The following is a 15,713-nucleotide window of genomic DNA, read 5'->3' as shown; positions in this document are numbered from 1 at the left end:
CTGCTCGCGCCCCCACTCCCCGGCCGGCCCCGAAACCACTCCCGGAGCGTGCACGCATGGACGCCATCACCGCCGACGACATGTTGATGTTCATCAACGCGGCGACGACGTCCACGGCGCAACGCGAGTTCCACGGCGGCGCCGAGGATCAGCGGCTGTCGCTGGACTTCCTGCACGACTACGTGATCGGCAACTACCGCGACCTGTACGCCGCCGCGCTGGCCCTGGACATCAACGACCACAACGCCGCGCTGATGGTCCGCAAGCTGCTGGAGACCACCGGTGAGGCGACCGAGGAGCAGCGGCGGGTCGAGGGCGCGCTGATCGCGCGGCGGCTGCGCGTGATGCCGCCGCAACGGGTGTACGACCTGTTCCGCGCGCTGCGCCGGGCACGGGTGAACAACCGGCGCACCCGCGCGATCATCCGCGAGTGGGTCGCGGCCCGGCCCGACCCGGCGTTCGACGCCGTCAAGTACCGCACCGGCCTGAAGCTGGCCCTGCGGCACGCGCACGTCGCGCCGGACGGCGAGCTGGGCCCGTTCCTGTTCACCGGCGGCCACCGCCGGTACCACACCCCGCTGCTGGAGACGTGGCGGCGGGCGCACTACGAGCAGGCGTCGGTGTACGAGCTGCCCTACACCGTGGCGGAGGGGTTCGCCGCCCGGCACCGGATCGACCGGGCGACGTTCCTGCGGCGCATCGAGCCCCGGATGACCCGGCTGGAGCGGCTGCGGGTGCAGCAGTCCGCACGCCGGGACAAGGCCGACGTGGCGGTCGACCTCGGGTCGATGCCGCTGACCCGGCTGGCCTCCTACGTCCTGTCCCTGCCGCTGCCCGAGCGGGTCGACCGGCGCGGCGAGCTGACCGGGGCCCTGCGGGCCGCCGCGGTGCGGGCCGCCGGCCGCGTCGCGGGCGGGTGGGGCCGGGTCGCGGCCGTGCTGGACGACAGCTTCTCGGCCTTCGGGTCCGCGCAGAAGCGCCGCCGGCCGCTGGCGGTCGCGTTGGCCTGCCACTACCTGCTGGCCGAGCTGGCGACCGAGTACGTCCCCCTGTGGACCTCGGGGCGCACGGACGCGCTGCTGGCCTACCCGTACGGGATGACTCCGTTGGGCGACCGGGTGCTCGACGCGCTGGAGCACGCGCCGGACCGGCTGTTGATCGTGTCCGACGGCTGGGACAACGCGCCGTACGGGCTCGCGTCGGAGGTGCTGCGGGTGTGGCGGGCCCGGCTCGACCCCGACCGCCGGGTGGTCGCGGTGCACCTCAACCCGGTGTACGACGCGGTCGACTTCGACGTGCGCCGGCTCACCCCGGCGGTGCCGACCGTCGGCGTGCGGGACGCGGAGGACGTGCCCGCCCTGGTCGGGTTCGCCCGGTTCACCGAGGGCCGGACCGGGTCCGCGGCCCTGCGCGCGCACTTCGACGACCGGGTGGCCCGGTTCCTGGAGGAGGGGTGACGGTGGAGCTCGACCTGACCGGGCTGACCACCCGTGCCGCGCAGGTGTGGGGCGGTGTCCGGCTCGTGCCCGTGACGCGGGACGAGCCGATCACCGGGCTGCGGCTGCACGCCCGCGCCTACGGTGACGAGCCGGGCGTGGTCGAGGTGGGACCGCGCACGCACTACACGTCCTACATCCCGCACGGGTTCGTGGCGACCTGGTTCGACGACGACACCGCGGTGGCGGCCTACGGCACGCAGCTCAAGCGCGACGGCGCCGGTGACGGCCGCCCGGCGCGCGGCCTGCGGCTGCGCTCCCACCGCCGGGTGGCACGCCGCGTCGAGCGCAACCGGCTGCGGTTCCTGCCGCTGCACGTGGCGGTCGAGGGGTACCTGGCGCTGCACTTCGGCGGCCCGGAGGTCGTGTGGGACGAGTGGTCGCGGCGCGCGATCCGCCGGGGCCTGTCGCCGCGCGTGGAGGAGGCGTACCTCGGCGCCCGGGTCCAAGGTCTGGCGGACGCGCTGAAGCACTTCGAGATCCACCCGGGCCAGTGCGGTGTGCTGGTGTACGTGGCCGACGCGCTGGCCTCGGCGTTCGTCGTGCCGCACCCGGACGACTACCGGGCACTGCACACCACGCTCCTGCAGGACATGTACGGCGAGCTGGTGCACCACTACGCCACCCTGGCGACGCCTTCGCCCCGGTTCGACGTCCGGCTGGCCGACGACGTGGAGTCGGTGGCGGACCTGCGCGCGGCGGCGGCACGGGAGCGGGCGGAGTGGGCGCGGTTCCACGACACGACGATGGCCGCCGGGCTGCTGGGCGAGACCTACGCGATGAGCCGCGTGTACCGGGCCGGCGACTACACGCTGTCCCGGTTCCTGCCGACGTTCCGGCTCAAGCAGGAGAACCACATCGGCGAGCTGATCACCGACCGCGAGGGGCGCACGGCGTACCTGAAGACGTTCCGCCTGTCCGAGGCGCAGGTCCGCCGCGGGCACCTGCTGACCACCCTGGCCGCGCACGACTGGCACCTCGCGACCACCGCGACGGCGTTGGGCGTCACCGAGCACCAGCTCGGCCTGCGCCTGGCCGGTGCCGGCTTCGGCGCCCTGCTGCGCGAGGACGTGCTGGCCCGCTACCGGGCGCAGGGCGACCCGCGACGCGGCACGAAGGACTGAGAGGACGACCCGCGTGACCAGCGGACCCGGCAACGCCGGTGCGCAGCGCGCCGCCATCGCCGCCGTGCGGGTGCTCGGGCTCGCCGTCTGGTTCTCCACGTCCGCCGTCGCGCCCGGCCTGCGCGGCGAGTGGGGCTCGACTCCGCCGGGCGGCGTGGCTGATCTACCCGGTCGGCATGAAGCTGATGGTGTCCAAGGCGCTCAGCGCCGGACGCGGCCGGACCACGGGTGTCCTCATCGGCGCGCTCCCGCTCGGCTCGACGCTCCCCACCTCGTCGCGGGCCTCGGCTCGCCGCCGTGGCGCGGGGTGCTGCCGACCGCCGCGGGGGCCGGGTTCCTCGCGTCCCTGGTCGCGCCGGCGTTCCTGCTCCCGACACCCGGCCCCTCGCCGGGGCCCTCGCGATGCACGCGCTGCGGGGTCGCCGCGCCGCGGACGCCCGGTCAGCGTGACGCCGTGCGCACCGGGGACCGGGCCGTCACGCCCGTGCTCATCTCGGCCACGGTGTGCGCCCGGATGCCGGGACGCGGTCCGTCCTGCGCGGCGACCGACCGGACGTAGTCCTGGGCCGGTTCGATCAGGCCGTCGTACACCGCGCGGAACACCTCGCGCGCCCGGGCCCGCGGCCAGTCGGCCGGCAGCAGGTCGACCGGCAGCAGGGGGTCGAGCGTCGGGAAGCGCCGGTAGGTGTCCATCACCTCGGTGCGGGACCGCACGGCGGACGCGCCGGTGACCTCGCCCGCCCGGATGCGGGGCAGCAGCGGCTCCCAGGTCCGGACGAAGGTCCGGTACCGCTCCGCGATGGCCGTCAGGTCCCACGCCTCGATCGGGTCGCGCGTGATGTCCGCCCGGAACCCGACCAGGCGCCCGCGGAACGCGGTCAGCGAGCCCGGGGTCGCCGCGACCAGCTCCGCGTGCGCCTGCTCGGTCAACGGGTGCGGCGAGACCCAGACCCCGTCGTAGAGCGGCCCGTAACCACGCCACCGCAGTTGCGCCCGCAGCGAGCTGCGCCGGGCCTTCTCCTCCTTCGGCATGGTGAAGACGACGACCGTCCACGAGCCGTCCCACGCGTCGGGCTCGGTGGCGAAGGTGGCGATGGAGATGCCGCCGGCGAGCAGTTCCGCGGCGGCGGGCTCGGTCAGGCGGTACGAGCTGGACCGCCCCTGGCGGCTGCCCTCGACCACGCCGCGGCGGGCCAGCCTGCTGATGGCGGTGCGCGCGGCACCGGCGGTCACGCCGAACCCGCCCAGCAGCGCCACGATCGCCGTGGTCGGCAACCAGGCGCGGGTGCCGATGGTGTAGTCGGCGATCAGCGTCACGGCCAAGCCCTGCGGCGAGCTGCCGCTCTGCCTGCGCGGCAACCGCGCCGATCCGGCCGCGACGTCGGGGAAGATCTCCTCCACGTTGAACGGGCTGATCACGCTGTGCTCCCGTCGCAGGTCCGCGCTGTCCACCGGACCCTATCGAGACGTTTGTTGACACTTCTCGGTACCGGAGCCAAACTACCTGACATATTCAGGCTCGCCGGGACGTCGCCACGACGGCCGCAGCCGCGGCACGGGTCGGCGTCACCGACCGACCGCACCACCGCACCCATCCCCGCGCACGCCGGGTCGCCGGTGTCGCGCCCGACCCTGTCCACGTCACGTGGTAGGAGGGACATCCAGTGGCAGAACGAGAAGGCGCTGCCCGGCCGTTAGCCGGTCGGCCTCGCACCCGACGGCTGTGGCGGCACGGAGCCGCCGCGGCCGCGGCGGTGACCCTGCTCGGCGCGCTGACCGTCACGAGCGGCACCAGTCCCGCGTTGGGCGCGGCGGACAACCCCTACCAGCGCGGGCCGGACCCGACGCCCGCCAGCGTCTCGGCCAACCGCGGCACGTTCGCGACCACCCAGGTCGCCGTCGCCGCCGGGAACGGCTTCGGCGGCGGGGTGATCTACTACCCCACCGACACCAGCCAGGGGCAGTTCGGCGCGATCGCGGTCGTGCCCGGCTACACCGCGACCTGGGCCGCCGAGGGCGCGTGGATGGGGCACTGGCTGGCGTCGTTCGGGTTCGTGGTCATCGGGATCGACACCAACAACCGCAACGACTGGGACACCGCCCGCGGCACCCAGCTGCTGGCCGCCCTGGACTACCTGACGCAGCGCAGCTCGGTGCGCGACCGGGTGGACGCCACGCGGACGGCGGTCATGGGCCACTCCATGGGTGGCGGCGGCGCGGCGTCCGCGTCGCTGCAACGGCCTTCCCTGAAGGCCTCGATCGGCCTCGCGCCGGCCAGCTTCTCGCAGAACCTGACGACGACCCGCGTACCGACCATGCTGCTCTCCGGGCAGAACGACACCACGATCACCCCGGCGAGCGTGGTGAACCTCTACAACGGGATCCCGGCGTCGGTGGAGAAGGCGTACCTGGAGCTCTCCGGCGCGGGCCACGGCTTCCCGACCTCGAACAACTCCACGATGATGCGCAACGTGATCCCGTGGTTCAAGGTCTTCGTCGACAGCGACACCCGCTACACGCAGTTCCTCTGCCCGCTGGCGAACTGGAGCGGCATCAGGACCTACCAGAGCACGTGCCCGCTGGTTCCCTCGACGCCGCCGACCAGTACCACCACCAGCACGACGACGTCGACCACTACCAGCACGACCACGACCACGACACCGCAGCCCGTCGGCGCGTGCAACGCCACCTACCGCACCACCAACTCGTGGCCGGGCGGCTACCAGGGCGAGGTCACCGTGACCGCCGGTGAGTCCGGCGTCAACGGCTGGACCACCCGGTGGACGCTGGGCAGCGGCCAGACCGTCACCCAGGTCTGGAACGGCACGCTCACCGTCGACGGGTCGACCGCGTCGGTGCGCAACGCCGCGTACAACGGTTCGCTGCCGGCCGGCGGGTCGGCCGCGTTCGGCTTCATCGGCGGTGGCACCCCGCCGACGTCCCTCACCTGCACCAGCCCGTAACGGGACGGTCCCGGCCGCCGAGGCGCTCACCTCGGCGGCCGGGATCACCGTGCGGCGGTCGGCACGGCGGTGCGCCTGGCCGGGCGGTCGAGCCGGTCGGGACGGGTGCGGCGACCTGACCGCGTCCAGCACGGCGCTGTGGAACCGGGCGGGTGTCGAGGGGAACGAAGGAGCGCTTCCCGCACCCGGCGGCCGGCGAGTCGCCCGAGGGCAGGGGCACCGACGTGCTGCGCGACCTCGACCCCACCACCGCCGAGGGACCGCGACAACACGCTGATCGGCGAGGCCCTGGCGCCCCACCCCGGGCCGGCCGACCACCCGCGCGGGACGCACCGGTGAGGGGCAACGTCGTGATCGAACCCGACGTGGTGGGCGGCTCCCGGTCGCGCGACCGGCCCACGGCGAGTGACCGCCCCCGACTCGGAGCCGTGCCGGGAGGCCGGCCGCGTCACGCGGCCGGCGACCGCCGTCGGGTGGTGCAGCGCCGCACGGCGAAGCCGGTACCGACGAGCACCGCCACGCCCACGAGCAGCAGGGGGACGCCCGGCAACGGCCAGGAGGACCGGACGTACTCGGTGACGGTCACGGTGGCCCGGTACGGGGTGTCGGTGGCCGACCGGGTGAAGTGGATGTCCTCGGTGATCTGCGCCGGGCGGAACCGGCCGTCGTAGCGGGTGAGGAAGCGGGGGCCGGTCAGGGTCGTGGACAGCACCGGGTACCGGGGGTCCGGGGTCACCTCGCCCGCGAACGTCAGGTCCGCCGGGCTGCCGGTCGGCGCGGGGTTGGTGATGTCCACCCGGTGGTCGGCCAGGACGTACAGGCGCAGCGGTTGCGCGGCCTCGGCGGTCGCGGACAGCCGCATCGGGTAGACCGGGGTGTCCGTCTCGAACGCCAGGCGCATCGGCGGCAGGCCGGCGGCGAGGCTGCCGGACGTCGGGGCCAGGCGGACGGCGACGACGAGCCAGCCCTCGGCCAGGTAGGGCCGCAATGCGCCACCGAGCGCGGTGGGCAGGGTGAAGTCGTGCTCGTCCAGCCACTGCGTCACGGCGGTCGCGTCGGTACCGGCGAGTTGCGCCACCTCGTACGGCCCCACCTCGACGTGGTCCACCACGGTGGCGCCGCCCTCGGCACCCGGCGCGCTGCCGGCGCCGTCACCGTCCACGACCACGCGCCGCACCTCGACCGCCGGCCGGCTGATCCGGTCGAGCTCGGTGAACAGCTCGCCGTCGGCCACCTCGAACCGGGCGCGGGCGGGCACCGGCATCAGGAACGCCGCCTCGGTGGCCTCCGACCGGGCCTGCACCGAGAGGGTGATCGACTCGGTGCGGCCGGTCAGCTCGACCAACGCGGTCTCGTCCTGCGCGCGCAACCGGTCGTTCGCCACGAACGCACCGCACGCGCACGCACCGGACGTCGCGGGATCGACCGCCACCGCGGTGAGGGCGAGCGCGAGCACCACGGCGGTCCGGGTCGCCATCCGGCTGGTTGCCATGGCCCGTCCGACGCGGTCGGCAGCTCCTGGGTTCCGGTCCGGTGTGACTACAGGCGGCAGTTGTCACCAGCGAGCCATCGCGATCGGGCGTTCCGTTCGTAGGTTCCGGCGGTACTTGTCACCAGGTACAGGTCCTACTTGTCACTTGGTTCTCACACAGGCCTTACTTATCACCAGATCGGGTTAATGTGCGGCGGTCGTCGCGCGTCGGTGCACCGGGCAAGGCGCGCTGTTGACTTGGATGTTGTAGTGAACTCGACTGGTTCCGGTCGGGTCGGTCAGTCCGGTACGGCACTGTGGTGGGACCGCTGTGGCTAAGACGAGCTGGCCGAGCACAGCACCGGCTCGGCACAGGCTCGGCACAGGCCCACGGAGTGCTGGACTCGGGGTTGGACTGGGCCCAGCGGTGGTCGGCCACGTGGCGGTACGCGGGCGACGAGGTCACCGCGCCGGTCCGGGCTCTCGCGTCGATGTCGGTGACGGGGTGCGAGCCCGTCAGACGGTCCTCGTGGGCGCGTCGGCAGCGGCACCGGCCGGGGTTGCAGTACATGGTGAGCACGGATCGACTCCACGGGTGCGAGTCGATGGAGGAGGCCCGCCTGCTGTTGGTGTAGGACTTCGCCGCCTCCGTGGTGGAGGTGATTCCCCAACCGTTCCGATTGCGGTTCCGGGTGCAGGATGGGAAGCGGGAGCATGTGCCGGACTTCCTGGCCGACACCCGGACCGGGCGGTGGCTGATCGACGTGCGTCCGGCGGCGCGAGTTCGTCCGCGAGCAGCACGGCCCGGACGCGGTCGCGGCGATTCCGAGCTACGAGACGCTGCGGCTGGTCTGGCGGGAGTGGTTCGGTTCGGGGGGCGGCCGGCAGCGCTATCTCCGCTCGGCCGCGCCGGCCACCAGCGGTAAGCACGTGGTGGTGCACCGGCCCGGTCAGGTCGTCGCGCTGACACGATCATCCTGCCGGTCAAGGTGCGTGAGACTGTGTTCGGCGACCCGGTCTCGGTGCACCTGACGCTCGCGTTTGACGTCTACACGCACTCGCTGAGCGCGTTCCGGCTCACGCTGGTGTCCGACAGCGCGATCGACGTCGCGATGCTGCTGCGGACATCACGATGCCGCTGCCGATGCGCCCTGACTGGGGTGAGGAGCTGGAGTGGCCCTACCCAGGGCTGCCCGCCGCAATGGTCGCGGAGTTCGCCGGACACCGGGTCGCCGGTTTGCCGTTCTTCACCCCGGGGACGATCATCACCGACTACGGCTCGGTCTACCGCAACCACCACCTGGTCGAGGTCCAGCGGGTGCTGGGGGCGATCATCGTGCCAGCGCGGGTGCTGCGGCCGACCGACAAGCACGCCGTCGAGCGGGCCTTCGGCGCGATCCGCAGCCTGCTGTTCGAGCATCTGCGCGGCCGAGAAGAAGCGTTGGGGTCCGTCCGATGCCATCACCGACTGGGGCGAGAACAAACACCGGATCGCGACCGTCCTGGTCTGGGCCGCGACGTGACCCACGGCGACTACCTCATGGCCCCGCCAACACCCGATGGGACACCCCCGCCGACGACAAGTTCAACGGCCTGCTTCGCATCGCGATGCACTACGTCCGCAACGGTCCCGACGCGAACAACCCCGGCGTGCACCTGCGCCATCTTCTGCACGCACTAACCTCGCTGACTACCACACCCACCAGTGCCGTCGACCGTCTTCGCGACGCCAACTACAGGGTGTCACCGGAAATGGCGTGATGCACCCGGCGTTGCGCCCGGGCGGGTGACCACGGTCGTACTAATCCTTTCGTTGTAACCGCGCCAGGCGATCACGCCTCCTTGAGCCAGCAGGAGCCGTTGTCCACATGGTCGGTGTTCTTGGGCTGATCGACAGTTTCCACTCGCCCGCCGCCCAGAACGAGCGGTCTCAGGGCTGTCTGATCGGCTCTACTTGACTTGTAGACCACGTGCTTAGGCCATCTGTGCCCTAGGGCACACTGCGGTAAGTTGCAGGCATGGAAGAGCGTGTCGAGGAGACAAGTCGCTGGTTTGCGGAGAGTCACCAGCGAGTGGTGCGTCGAAGCAGGACTTTCGTTGTGCTGCCAATCTCCGTCTTCGCGGTTCTGCTCGGCGATCTGTGCTGGGAGATAACTAGAGTTAATGTCGACGCCTCCTCGCAAGCAGGTTTGCCTTGGCGGATCACCCTTCTGGGTGTACCAGCGGCGGCCGCGCTGACCGGTTTGGTCGGAAGCCTGGTGCTTGCGCGTGGTCAGTTCGCCAGGTCGGTTCGTCCTAGTCTTGGCTGGTCCGGAAACACTCTTGGCGAAGGAGCCATGATGGGCTCGAAGGCTGCATGGACCGTCTTCGTAAACAACGGTGGCCCCGGCTCTTGTGTCGTCGAGCAAATTCACTATCGATTGATTCTCCACAGTGACGACGACCGGAATTCGCTTGCATCCCACGAACGTTGGGTCACTTTTCAAGAGGTATTTGACGCATTGAACTCCGCAGGATTGAAACCGGATGACGATTTCGCGCTCAGTGCCGTCGGCCCGGGAGCTCCGCTCGCCCCAACTAATTCTACGAAGGAGGTCCGAGAGTTCGCCGCCTTCAGCAAGAAAGCTCTTGCTGTCATCTGGAGTTTTGATGCGCGCATTCGCGCCAACGACATCGTTGGCGACACGCACGAACGCATAATTCGATGCCTGCACGCGGCTCCACTACCTTAGGATTAAACTACCGTCAACTATAGTCCATAGTGATCTAGAACGGCTTCCGTTGCAGTCATTATCCGAAGCCTGCAAGCAACGGTGTCAGTGGAGATAAAAGTCCCGTTCTCACTGATTTTATTACTGGGCGCCCCTCCGCCGCAGACGACGTAGAAACCGCACTCGGCGCGACACCGATCAACGCCGAGTCGGATATCCTTCGCTACACCTATGAACTTTTCATGTCCTACCACCTCGTCCCATGTGTGATTATTTACATTGCCCCAGGTGAAATTTCCGTAGGATTGATGACCCTGGTCTAGCAATTCGGGAGAAAAGGTTGAAATGTTCCCTTCGGTGTCGACACTGATAATTGCGCCCGGAGTGTTCTCCATGCTGGCGACCTCCAAGCCGGGGGCACAGCGTAGCGCTTGCTCTACAAACTCAAGTTCGCGAATGTGGATTTCCGGATACTGATCCCGCAACTCCAGCAGCCGTCGAAGAAAGCCATAGTATCGCGATCCCGCGTCGACACGGGACAAGCTACTAACTCGATTTGCCCCGTCTGCTTCTTCCGCGATGATCGCAACGGAACGCACTCCAATACTTCTCCAAAACCTGAATATTTCGTCGGGAAACTGCATGGCGTAGTACGTGAGGACGCCAATAGTCGAGACTGTGATGTCATGCTTCAATAAAGATTCAAACCCGGCTAGTGCACGAGCGTAGGTGCCACGGTTCCCGGTATCGCGCCTTTCTCTATCATGAATGTGGGCGGGTCCGTCGAGGCTAACACTTACGTGTACACCCCATCGCGTGAACAGTTCACACCATTGGTTGTTGATCAACGTCGCGTTTGTCTGAATAGTGTGCCGCAGAGGAGGACAGTCGGGCGACTCGGCCAGGATACTGAAAGCGCTCTCGTAGAAATCGCGCCCAGCGGTGAGAGGTTCTCCGGCGTGCCACGACACTGTTAACGGTTTCTCGGCGACCTGAATCGTGCCAAGAAATCTACCAAGGGCGCGGACCGTACTTGTACGCATCTTGCGTCGCGCCTGACGGTCCGCCAGATAGCAATAGCGACAATTGATGTTGCAAAAACCGGTGGGTTGCAGAACAAGAAGTCGTGTCGGCACAATGGAGGCTGCCGCTAAACCCGACATAGACATCGACTACTCCCGTTTCTCTGCTTTCCGAGGCGCTTGCTCGGGACCGGAAGCAAAACTGGAAAACACGGCAATCGGTCCGTCTTCACGCCCTCTTTCTTGCTCCGCGCCTAATATTTGGCGAGCGCGTCGAATCCTGTCTTCTATTTGGGCCTTATTTTCCACGACACCCCCTATCATATTTAGTGGATGATACGCGACACGGCATCATTGCAATAGGTACGAATGGCTGAACGACGCTCGCGATCCAAGGCGTTGGGAGTAAGTGAGGCCTGTCGGCATCGGAGCTTCGAGGCCCATGATCAACAAGACTGGCGCATTCGATGATGACCCGCCTTGACGGCGACTGAAAACGTATCCACTGATGGCGGCCTTCTGGTGCCCTTGGAGCTCCGACAAGACCGCGGGAGATGGGAACATTGAGGTTGTCCCTTTGAAACGAACACCCTGATCCCAGACAGCGGTCTGGGGAAGGATGTTCCCCGTGTCAGGCAAGTCGAAGTACCCCGAGCAGTTCCGCAAGGACGCCGTCGCGCTGGCCCGCTCCTGGGACCGGCCTTGCGGCAGGTCGCCCGCGAGCTGGGCGTGAACCACGAGACCCTGCGCAACTGGGTCCGCACCGCCGAACAGGCCCAGGCGGTTCCGCCGGCAGGTGGCGTGTCGGCCGAGGACGTCAGGAGCTGCGGGAACTGCGCACGCGGGTGGCCGAACTGGAGCTGGAGAAGGACATCCTCCGCAAGGCCGCCGCCTATTTTGCGACGGAGACGGGTCGTTGACCCGCAGCTACCGGTTCATCGCCGAACACCGCGCCGCCTTCGGCGTCGCCCGGCTGTGCAGGGTCCTGGGCGTGCGACGTCCCCAGGTTCTACGAATCGCTCGCCGCCGCCCCGACCAGAATGGAGCGGGCCCAGGACGACGAGCGTCTGGCCGCCGAGATCGGCGAGGTCCACGCCGGTCACCGGGGCGCCTACGGGCGTCCGCGGATCGTCGTCGCGCTGCGCCGCCGGGGCCGTCGGGTGAACCACAAGCGGGTCGGGCGCGTCATGCGCGAGTGCGGGATCGTCGGTATCACCCGCAGACGACGCAGGTCATTGACCAGGCCCGATATCGTCGCGGCGCCGGTGCCGGACCTGATCGGTCGGGACTTCACCGGCCCAGCACGCGGCCGACGACCGGTCGGGGACATCACATATCTGCCCACGCGGGAGGGGTGGCTCTACCTGGCCACGGTGATCGACCTGCACAACCGCGAGGTCATCGGGCACGCGATGGCCGGGCACATGCGTGCCGAAGTGGTCAGCGACGCCCTCGACCTCGCCGTCCGACGCGGCCTGACCAGTGATGATGCGGTTCTTCACGCCGATCGCAGGTCGCAATACAGCTCCGGACTGTTCCGTCCCACGCTCGCCGGTCACGGCATCCGCCCGTCGGCCGGAAGAACCGGATCGTGCGTCGACAATGCGGTCGCCGAGTCGTCCTTCGCCACCCTCAAGACCGAGATCGGCACCACCGTCTGGGACACCCGCGAGGACGCCCGACGCGACGTCTTCGCCTACCTCGGCTACTACAACCACAACCGTCTACATTCGACACTGGGCTACCGCACCCCGCATGAAGCCCGCGTCGACTATCGTCAAGACCTCGCCCTCGTGGCACAAAACCCGGTGTCCGGTCTCCGGGGACGACCTCACATCTGGCTCACCTGATGCGCCAGCAAACAGCACTGGACTGCGCCCGCAGTGCCGGACGCTGTCGAGCGACGGCAGGAGAACCAGGACGACACCAAGGCGGTGTCGCGGTCTCGGATCGACCGACTGTGCCGACGGCGCGACGTGCTCCTGCGGGAGAAGACGCTGTGGCGGATGCTCTACGAGTCCGCCTCCCGCGCCTCTGCTGTGCTCGCGCTCAACGTTGAGGACCTGGACCTGCCGAACAAGCAGGCGAAGATCTTCGCCAAGGGCGGCACCACTATGTGGATCACCTGGGGCACCGACACCGCGCACCTGCCGCCCCGCCTGATCGCCGGCCGGACGTCGGCCTCCTGTTCCTCTCGGAGTACCGGCCCGGCCCACACCGCCGGCCTCCAAGCTCTGGTCACCAGGCCTGCGCCCCGGAGGTCGAGACATGCCGCTGTCTCGGCACCGCACCCACTCCACCACCGCAGTCGCGACCTATTGTGACTCCCAGCCGTAGATGGCGACTTTGCGGCGAGGGAACTGTACATAGTGCGGCGCTCCCAGCGGTAGCCGGCGAATTTCCCAGGGTTAGCTGGCGTGGGGCGGCTCGGCGGGAGTGACAGCGGTCCCGGCCGAGATGGCGAAGCGGGGGGCGCCTACGTGGGTTGAGCACGAACTGGTTCGGCGATCAGGTCCTGCCCTGGGCGAGGTCGGTCAGGTTGTCGAGTTGCCGTTGGACCCGTTGGGCGTCGGTGTCGCGGCCTTGTTGCTGGTACAGGTACAGCGCCTCCCGCCACGCCTCGTAAGCCTGATCATGTTGTCCGAGGGCGGCATGCGTCTGCCCCGTCCAATCGTGGGCCAGCGCCTCGTGGAAAGTGTCGCCGCTCCGACGGAGGAGGTCGACGGACTCGCGGTAGTACTCGAGAGCCTGGTGGTACCGGCCGGTTTTGTGCGCGATGTACCCCAGGTTGCCCAGAGTCTGCGCCGCGCCGTTGGGGTGGTGGTGGTGTCGGTGCAGGATGAGGGCGGCGAGGCAGTGGTCGTGGGCGGTGTCGAAGTTGCCTAAACGCGCGGCGTACCAGCCCACCTGGTTGAGCGCGGCGGCTTCCCGCACAGGCTGGTCGAGGGTGCGGTAGAGGTCGAGTGCGTGTCGGGCGTGGACCGAAGCCCGCCGGTATTCATCCTGTCGTGCCCAGGCGACGGCGAGCACCTGGTGGGTGTGTGCCTGTTCTGTGGGGTTGTCGTGGTGCACGGCCAGGTGGAGGGCCTGGTCCAGGTTCCGGGTGGCCTCCTCGTGCAGGCCCAGTTGGGCGCAGGCGTGGCCAAGGAACCGATGGGCACGGATGCTGGTGGCCGGGTCGGGTAGGTGCGAGGCGGCGTCCAGCGCGGCCCGCCACACGGTGATCGCGTCGCGCCAGTGCCCTCGCCGGTGGTGAAACGTTTCCAGTGCCCAGGCAAGGTGCCAGGTGACGGGATGGCAGTCGAGGGCGACTGCGGCGCGCTGGGTGGCGAGCAGGGTGGCGTGTTCGGTTTCCAGCCAGGCCGTCGCGGCCGCGGCATCGGGCAGCGGATGGGAGTGGACGCCGGGCGCGGGCGGGTCGAGTCGTAGAAGTGGGCGAGGAGGGTTCAGGAGGCGATCGGCGGCGAGCGCAGTGTGCAGATAGAAGTCCACCACCCGGACCAGTGCCATCTCCCGCACGCCGTCGGGCAGGTCGTGGGCGGTGGTGGCTGCGTAGTCGCGGACCAGGTCGTGCATCGCAAACCGGCCGTGTGGTCGCCGTTCGAGCAGGGACGCCTCATCCAGCACCGACAGCGCTCTACGTACGCGGGACGGGGCTGTGCCGATGAGAGCGGCCACGGCGGGCAGGGTGGTGTCGGGGCCGGGGGCGATGCCCATCAGCCCGAACAGGGCGCGCTGTTCGCCGGTGAGCCGGTGCAGCGACCAGGACAGCACGGTGGGCAGGCTGGCGGCGGGGTCGGTGTCGTGGTCAAGCATCTCCAGGCCCAGCTCGCGCAGCTCGGTTGCCACCCCCGCGAGCGGAATGTCGGGGCGGGTGGCGGCGTTGCGGGCGGTGATCGACAGAGCCAGTGGGTGGCCCCCGCACAGGTCGACCAGCTCGTCGATGGCGTCGGGCTCGGCGGCGACGAGGTCAGAACCGAGGCGTGCGGTCAGCAGGGCGCGGGCCTCATCGCGGGTGAGGACGCCCAGGGTCACATGACGGGCGCCGTGCCGGTCGATCAGTGAGGCCAGCCGGTGACGGCCGGTGATCAGCACGGTACAAGTGGCGCTGCCGGGCAGCAGCGGGATGACCTGCTCACTCGTGGCGGCGTTGTCCAAGACGACCAGCATCCGCCTGCCCGAAATCAAACTCCGGTACAACGCGGCCTGCGCGTCCAAGTCGGTAGGGATCCGGCCGGGGTCGACGCCCAGAGCATCGAGGAATCCGCGCACCGCCACCGCAGACGCAGTCGGCTCCCCGGCGGGGCTGAACCCGTGCAAATCCACGAACAGTTGCCCGTCGGGGAACCGGTCCATGTGGCGGCGCGCCCACGCCAACGCGAGCCAGGTCTTGCCGATCCCCCCGGCCCCGCCGATCGCCGAGATCACCGCCGTCGCACCCTCGGCAGGTAGGTCGGCGGGGAGGTCGGCACGGGCTCGTCCTCGTCCGGCCGTGTCCGAGCCATCCGGTGTGACAGGGATCAGGACGCGATCCAACCCGACCAGCTCCGCCGCCCGACCCGCGAACAGCCCCGGCGCGGCAGGCAGTTGACGCGGCACCACCGGCATGGGCGGCGGCGGTACCGCGTGCAGGTGCACGTCACCGTGCACCGCACCAGCCTGTACCACCCCACCCACGACGCCGGACGCCGTATTGCGCGCACAGGGGCCAACTGCGTTTGCGGGCTTGGTGTCGGAATCGTTGGGCTTTTCCTCCTCAGGCGTCACCACCGGAAGACACCTCCCTGATCCGGTCCGACGACTGGCAGATCTCAGCGTTGCACCGCACCGCACCAACCCACTCCGCACAATGACGGACCTACAGCTGCGGACAGTTCCCAGACTTCCGCCCTACCGGCAGGCGGCTGCTGACGATGGAATTGCCCG

General features: G+C 69.2%; 12 protein-coding genes. 8 read left to right on the top strand and 4 right to left on the bottom strand.

Annotation, left to right across the window (positions count from 1 at the left end):
* The first annotated feature begins 56 nt into the window (after positions 1-56).
* Together FHX81_RS38155 and FHX81_RS38150 are read left to right on the top strand one after the other, a co-directional pair.
* Positions 57-1,457, top strand: coding sequence for a hypothetical protein (locus tag FHX81_RS38155; protein WP_141983298.1), 1,401 nt, complete (start codon positions 57-59; stop codon positions 1,455-1,457).
* Positions 1,454-2,620 carry an ARPP-2 domain-containing protein gene (locus FHX81_RS38150; RefSeq protein ID WP_141983297.1) on the top strand — a complete coding sequence of 389 codons (1,167 nt, stop codon included), beginning with the start codon at positions 1,454-1,456 and terminating at the stop codon, positions 2,618-2,620. Before FHX81_RS38155 ends, FHX81_RS38150 begins: the two co-directional genes overlap by 4 nt.
* 441 nt (positions 2,621-3,061) lie before the next feature.
* On the opposite strand, the gene FHX81_RS38140 is transcribed toward FHX81_RS38150, so the two are convergent.
* The gene (locus FHX81_RS38140; protein WP_211363690.1) at positions 3,062-4,072 is read right to left on the bottom strand and encodes a PaaX family transcriptional regulator; all 1,011 of its coding nucleotides are present in this window, start codon (positions 4,070-4,072) and stop codon (positions 3,062-3,064) included.
* Positions 4,073-4,284: 212 nt separating this feature from the next.
* On the opposite strand from FHX81_RS38140, the gene FHX81_RS38135 reads away from it, so the two are divergent.
* Positions 4,285-5,583, top strand: coding sequence for a poly(ethylene terephthalate) hydrolase family protein (locus FHX81_RS38135; RefSeq protein WP_211363689.1), 1,299 nt, complete (start codon positions 4,285-4,287; stop codon positions 5,581-5,583).
* Between the two features lie 448 nt (positions 5,584-6,031).
* On the opposite strand, the gene FHX81_RS38130 is transcribed toward FHX81_RS38135, so the two are convergent.
* Positions 6,032-7,075, bottom strand: coding sequence for a DUF2330 domain-containing protein (locus FHX81_RS38130; RefSeq protein ID WP_141983296.1), 1,044 nt, complete (start codon positions 7,073-7,075; stop codon positions 6,032-6,034).
* A gap of 374 nt (positions 7,076-7,449) precedes the next feature.
* Here FHX81_RS38130 and FHX81_RS38125 point away from each other — a divergent pair, with 374 nt between their 5' ends.
* From FHX81_RS38125 to FHX81_RS38115, 3 genes are all read left to right on the top strand, one after another.
* On the top strand, positions 7,450-7,689 hold the full coding sequence (locus tag FHX81_RS38125; protein WP_141983295.1) for a hypothetical protein: 240 nt from the start codon (positions 7,450-7,452) through the stop codon (positions 7,687-7,689).
* A gap of 497 nt (positions 7,690-8,186) precedes the next feature.
* Positions 8,187-8,735 carry a hypothetical protein gene (locus tag FHX81_RS41535; protein ID WP_211363688.1) on the top strand — a complete coding sequence of 183 codons (549 nt, stop codon included), beginning with the start codon at positions 8,187-8,189 and terminating at the stop codon, positions 8,733-8,735.
* Positions 8,736-9,072: 337 nt separating this feature from the next.
* Complete coding sequence (locus tag FHX81_RS38115) at positions 9,073-9,786, top strand: hypothetical protein (RefSeq protein WP_141983294.1); 714 nt, start codon at positions 9,073-9,075, stop codon at positions 9,784-9,786.
* A 17-nt stretch (positions 9,787-9,803) separates the two neighbouring features.
* On the opposite strand, the gene grrM is transcribed toward FHX81_RS38115, so the two are convergent.
* A complete protein-coding gene (grrM, locus tag FHX81_RS38110; protein WP_141983293.1) occupies positions 9,804-10,934 on the bottom strand; it encodes a cyclophane-forming radical SAM/SPASM peptide maturase GrrM/OscB in 1,131 nt (376 codons plus the stop codon).
* Positions 10,935-11,827: 893 nt separating this feature from the next.
* Between grrM and FHX81_RS38100 the strand changes: the two genes are divergently transcribed.
* Positions 11,828-12,637: an IS3 family transposase gene (locus tag FHX81_RS38100; RefSeq protein ID WP_141983292.1), complete on the top strand. Its 810-nt coding sequence runs from the start codon at positions 11,828-11,830 to the stop codon at positions 12,635-12,637.
* Between the two features lie 33 nt (positions 12,638-12,670).
* Positions 12,671-13,111: a site-specific integrase gene (locus tag FHX81_RS38095; protein ID WP_211363687.1), complete on the top strand. Its 441-nt coding sequence runs from the start codon at positions 12,671-12,673 to the stop codon at positions 13,109-13,111.
* 184 nt (positions 13,112-13,295) lie between these two features.
* Here the strand turns inward: FHX81_RS38095 and FHX81_RS38090 are convergent, their stop codons facing one another.
* Positions 13,296-15,557, bottom strand: coding sequence for an ATP-binding protein (locus tag FHX81_RS38090; protein WP_246108175.1), 2,262 nt, complete (start codon positions 15,555-15,557; stop codon positions 13,296-13,298).
* Positions 15,558-15,713 lie beyond the last annotated feature (156 nt).

The organism is Saccharothrix saharensis, from assembly GCF_006716745.1.
Taxonomy (GTDB): Bacteria; Actinomycetota; Actinomycetes; order Mycobacteriales; family Pseudonocardiaceae; genus Actinosynnema; species Actinosynnema saharense.
The sequence above is the reverse complement of the archived record's forward strand: the minus strand, read 5'-3'. Positions and strand labels throughout refer to the sequence as shown.